Origin of the sequence: Kitasatospora sp. NPDC047058 (assembly GCF_040643935.1) — a bacterium.
Taxonomy (GTDB): domain Bacteria; phylum Actinomycetota; class Actinomycetes; order Streptomycetales; family Streptomycetaceae; genus Kitasatospora.
Map to the genome: position 1 here is coordinate 1 of NZ_JBEYVJ010000484.1, position 4,546 is coordinate 4,546.

4 protein-coding genes are annotated in these 4,546 nt (G+C 74.0%); 2 read left to right on the forward strand and 2 right to left on the reverse strand.

The window, feature by feature from the left end:
- Nucleotides 1-32: 32 nt before the first annotated feature.
- Nucleotides 33-995: a deoxyribonuclease IV gene (locus ABZ885_RS35905; RefSeq protein WP_360198430.1), complete on the reverse strand. Its 963-nt coding sequence runs from the start codon at nucleotides 993-995 to the stop codon at nucleotides 33-35.
- Nucleotides 996-1,546: 551 nt separating this feature from the next.
- Here ABZ885_RS35905 and ABZ885_RS35910 point away from each other — a divergent pair.
- Nucleotides 1,547-2,638, forward strand: a complete 1,092-nt coding sequence (locus ABZ885_RS35910; protein WP_360198432.1) for a right-handed parallel beta-helix repeat-containing protein — start codon at nucleotides 1,547-1,549, stop codon at nucleotides 2,636-2,638.
- Between the two features lie 44 nt (nucleotides 2,639-2,682).
- Nucleotides 2,683-3,714 carry a methyltransferase gene (locus ABZ885_RS35915; RefSeq protein ID WP_360198435.1) on the forward strand — a complete coding sequence of 344 codons (1,032 nt, stop codon included), beginning with the start codon at nucleotides 2,683-2,685 and terminating at the stop codon, nucleotides 3,712-3,714.
- A gap of 69 nt (nucleotides 3,715-3,783) precedes the next feature.
- Here ABZ885_RS35915 and ABZ885_RS35920 read toward each other — a convergent pair whose 3' ends face one another.
- Nucleotides 3,784-4,464, reverse strand: coding sequence for a class F sortase (locus tag ABZ885_RS35920; RefSeq protein WP_360198438.1), 681 nt, complete (start codon nucleotides 4,462-4,464; stop codon nucleotides 3,784-3,786).
- Nucleotides 4,465-4,546: the final 82 nt, after the last annotated feature.

Here is a 4,546-nt window from a genome sequence, read left to right on the forward strand (position 1 = left end):
GCCCGGCGGGCCCGGGCCGCGGGCCCCGCCGGTCACGCGGGGACGGCCGCCCGCTCCCGCAGCTCCTTCAGGACCGCGATGTCCATCGCGTGGCCGGTGCCGTCGCCACCGTGCTTGCGGTCCGGCGTCTCGACGATCAGCGGGACGCCGGCCGTCTCCGGGTGCTCGAAGAGCTCGCGGAACGGCTCCGCACCGATGTGGCCCGCGCCGATGTTGGCGTGCCGGTCCTTGCGCGCGCCGACGGTGTCCTCCGAGTCGTTGGCGTGGATCAGCCGCAGCCGGCCCGGCCCGGCGGCCGCCACCAGCGCGTCCAGCGCCTCCCGGACGCCGCCCGCCGCAGCGAGGTCGTGGCCGGCCGCGAAGGCGTGACAGGTGTCCAGGCAGACCCCGACCTTGGGGTGGCCGTCCAGCGCGTCGACGTACTCCGCCAGGTCTTCCATCCGCGAGCAGAGCGAGCTGCCCTGGCCGGCCGTCGGCTCCAGCAGCAGCCACGGCGCGTCGTCGCCGAGCGCGTCCAGCTCGTCCAGCAGTGGCCGGACGTCCGCGCGGACCTGCGCCATCGCCTCGGCCCGCCGCGAGCCGCCGCCCGGCGCGGTGCCGACCGCCGAACCGGTGTGCAGCACCACGCCCAGCGCGCCGATCGCGTGGCCCCGCAGCAGCGAGTGGCGCAGCGAGGCGGCTGAGCGCTCGCGGGTCGCCGCGGTGTCCGAGCCGAAGTTGATCAGGTACGGCGCGTGCACGTACGCCGGGACGCCCTGCTCGGCGCAGGCGGTGCGGAACTCCTCGTCCTGCGCCGGGTTGCCCGGGGGAGTGGCCCAGCCGCGCGGATTGGCCACGAAGACCTGGACCGCCTCGGCGCCCACCCGCCGGGCGTACGCCAGCCCCGTCCCGGCCAGCCCGCGGGCGGCCACCGGCACGTGGGCCCCGACCGGGTTGCGGACGGCGGTGGGCGGCGGTACGGCGGCGACGGGCGGGAGGACGGCGGCGGTGTTCATGCCCCGAGAATGCCACGCGCCCGGCACGGCCCGGTGCACAGGCCTCTGCGCCCGGCAGGCGTACACGAACGGTGGAAGTGGCAAAAGCTTCCTTCGTCATCGATCGACCGAACCCAAGGGTCGAACGCCAGGCCGGAGCGCGCCCGCCCTCGTCGCCGCATTCGCCTGGTCGCCGGCAATCCCTGGAGAACGTCCGCCACCGGCGAGCCCGCCGCTTCCGTCGAGACGCGCGGCCTGCGTGCCGCCGCGTGCCGCGCGCAGACGCTCGCCGAACCGCTGACGCCCCGCCAGAAGACCGCCGCCACCCGGCCCCGCCACCCGCCCCGCCGTCCCCGCCCCGCCGTCCCCGCCCCGCCGTCCCCGCCCCGGCGGGTGCACTCACACGACCGGCCGACGGTCCGTCAGTCCTGTAGCCCAGTCCTGGTGGCGGGGCCACCCGTGCGCCCATAGCGTCGATTCGGCCGATCCCCACCGGCTGTCGTCTCTCCCATACACCGCGTCACCACCGCGCCGGCGTCCCGCGAGCGCGCCAGAAAGCAGGTCATCACATCATGCCTACGCGTCGGGTCCACCACCTTGCCGCGGCCACCGCTGCCGCCGCGACCGCCCTCACCACCATCCTGGCCACCCTGGCCGCCGCGCCCGCGGCCCACGCCGCCGGCCTCCACCTCGTCCGCCCGGGCGAATCGGTTCAGCAGGCCGTCGACGCGGCCGAACCCGGCGACACCGTCCAGCTGATGCCGGGCACCTACTACGGCAGCGTCCGGATCACCACGCCCGGCCTCACCCTGCGCGGGACCGGCCGGCAGAGCGTGATCGTCCCCGGGGACGCCGCCGCCGGCACCGCCGGCGACACCGTCTGCGCCACCGCCGGCCACGGCCTCTGTGTCGTCGGCGCCGACGCGGAGCCGCTCCGCGGCATCACCGTCGAGGCGCTGGCCGTCACCGGCTTCCCCAAGAACGGCATCAACATCAGCTCGACCACCGGCATGACCGTGCGCGCGACCTACGTCCACGACAACGCGCAGCAGGGCATCAGCCAGGAGAAGTCGACCCGCGCCGTCATCGTCGGCAACGAGTCGGCCCGCAACGGCCAGTCCGGCGTCTTCCTCGCCAACAGCGTGGCCAACGAGGGCGGCGCCATGGACACCGAGGGCACGCTGGTCAGCGGCAACCGGCTCTCCGAGAACCGGATCGGCGTCACCGTCCGCCGCCTGCGCGACCTGGACATCGCGCAGAACGACGTCCGCGGCAACTGCGGCGGCGTCTTCGTCGTCGGCGACGAGGGCGTGCCCAAGGCGGGTGCGCTGAGCATCAGCCGCAACCGGGTCGTCGCCAACAACAAGTACTGCCCGCCCAACCCGCGGCTCGACTTCATCCAGGGCACCGGCATCCTGCTCACCGGCGCCGAGGACACCACGGTGACGGACAACCAGGTCCGCGACAACGTCGGCACCTCGTCGATGTCCGGCGGCATCGTGCTGTTCCGCAGCCTGGTCGGCGCGCCCAACGCCCGGCACACCATCAGCGGCAACCAGGCGACCGGCAACAGCCCGGCGGACCTGGTCGACGCCGACACCGGCACCACCAACACCTTCTCCCGCAACCACTGCGCGGTCTCCATCCCGGCCGGCCACTGCTGACCCGTGAACCCTCGCCACCCCTCCCACCTGCAGAAAGACGGCACATGACCACCGCACCCGCCACCGACCCGCAAGCCGCGATGCGCCTGCGGGAGCTCGTCTTCGGCGCCGCCTGCGCCGCCGCCGTCCGCGCGGCCGCCCGGCTCGGCGTCGCCGACGCGCTCGGCGACACCCCGACGACCGTCACCGACCTCGCGGCCGCGCTCGACACCGAGCCCAAGCCGCTGCGCCGCCTGCTGCGCGCGCTGACCTGCTACGGCATCTTCCAGGAGGCCGGGGACGACCGCTTCGAGCACACCGAGATGTCCCGGCTGCTGCGCGAGGACGCCCCCAACAGCCTGCGCTACATCTCCCTCTGGTGCACCGAGCCGTGGACCTGGGAGGCCTGGCCCAAGCTGGACGAGGCCGTCCGTTCCGGCCGCAACGTCTTCCCCGAGCTGTTCGGCAAGGAGTTCTTCGACTACCTGCACAGCGAAGGGGGCGACTCGGCCAAGGTCTTCGACCGGGCGATGACCACCTCCAGCCGGCAGTCCGCCGCCGACTTCGCCGCCTACCTCGACCTCACCGGCATCGACTCGGTGGTCGACATCGGCGGCGGCCAGGGCCACGTGCTCGCCAGCCTGCTGGAGAAGCACCCGGCCCTGCACGGCACCCTGCTCGACCTGCCCAAGGTGGTCGCCGGCGCCGACCCGCGGCTGCGTGAGGGCGGGTCCTTCTCGGCCCGGGCCCGGCTGGTGTCCGGCGACTGCCGGGTGGACATCCCGGTCCGCGCCGACCTCTACATCATCAAGAACATCCTGGAGTGGGACGACGAGAGCACCCGCCGCACCCTCGCCAACGTGGTGAAGGCCGCCCGTCCCGGCGCCCGCGTCGTGGTGGTCGAGAACCTGGTCGACGACAGCCCGTCGATGCGCTTCACCACCGCGATGGACCTGATGCTGATGCTCAACGTCGGCGGTGCCAAGCACTCCGAGGAGAGCATGGTGCGGCTGATGAAGGAGGCCGGCCTGGACGTCACCGAGGTCCGCCCGGTCAACCCGTACCTGCACGCCTTCGAGGCCACCGTGCGCGGCTGACCCCGCTCCGCCCGCACGGCGACCGCCGGCCTCCGTCGAGGAGGCCGGCGGTCGTGGTCCGTCCGGGGGTCACGCCTTGTGCGAGGACTCCAGGTGCGCGAAGACGACCACGTTGTCGAGGTAGTCCTTGCGCTTCTTGTCGTAGGTGCCGCCGCAGGTGATCAGGCGCAGCTGGGCGTCGGGCGTCTTCCCGTAGACCTTCTGGTCGGGGAAGGCGTCCTTGGCGAAGGTCTCCACCGAGTCCACCACGAAGACGGCGACCGTGCCGTCGGCACGCTGGACCTCGGCCTTGTTGCCCGGCATCAGCAGGCTGAGCAGCAGGAAGACCGCCGCGCCCTTGTTGGTGTCCACGTGCCCGGCCACCACGGCGCTGCCGCGCTCGCCGGGGGAGACGCCGTCGCGGTACCAGCCGACCAGGTTCTTGTCGTCCGGCGGCGGCGCGTTGAGCTGGCCGGCCGGGTTCAGGGTCAGCTCGGTGAACGGAGCGTCCACGCCGATCTGCGGGATCCGCAGCCGGGTCGGACTGGAGCGCTTCAACGGGGGTGCGGCCGGGGTGGCGGCCGCCTTGGCCGGCGCCTGGGCGGCTGCGGCCGAGGCGCCCGCGGTGGCCGCCGGGGGAGCGGCCTGGCCCGGCTCGGACCCGGCCGGGGCCCCCGGGTCCACCGAGTTGTAGATCAGCAGCAGACCGACCGCCGCCGCGCCCATACCCGCGCGCAGCAGCCGGGACGTACCAGGGACCAGACCGGCCATCTCTCCACTCCTTCACGGCGACGTGCTGTCCGCTCCCCGCCGGGTGCGCTCCCGCGCGCCCCCGCCGTGGCCGGCACTGGGT

Excerpts from the sequence above, each read along its gene's own strand:
- ABZ885_RS35905 (WP_360198430.1), bottom strand. The coding sequence starts at position 995 with ATGAACACCGCCGCCGTCCTCCCGCCCGTCGCCGCCGTACCGCCGCCC.
- ABZ885_RS35910 (WP_360198432.1), top strand. The coding sequence starts at position 1,547 with ATGCCTACGCGTCGGGTCCACCACCTTGCCGCGGCCACCGCTGCCGCC.
- ABZ885_RS35915 (WP_360198435.1), top strand. The coding sequence starts at position 2,683 with ATGACCACCGCACCCGCCACCGACCCGCAAGCCGCGATGCGCCTGCGG.
- ABZ885_RS35920 (WP_360198438.1), bottom strand. The coding sequence starts at position 4,464 with ATGGCCGGTCTGGTCCCTGGTACGTCCCGGCTGCTGCGCGCGGGTATG.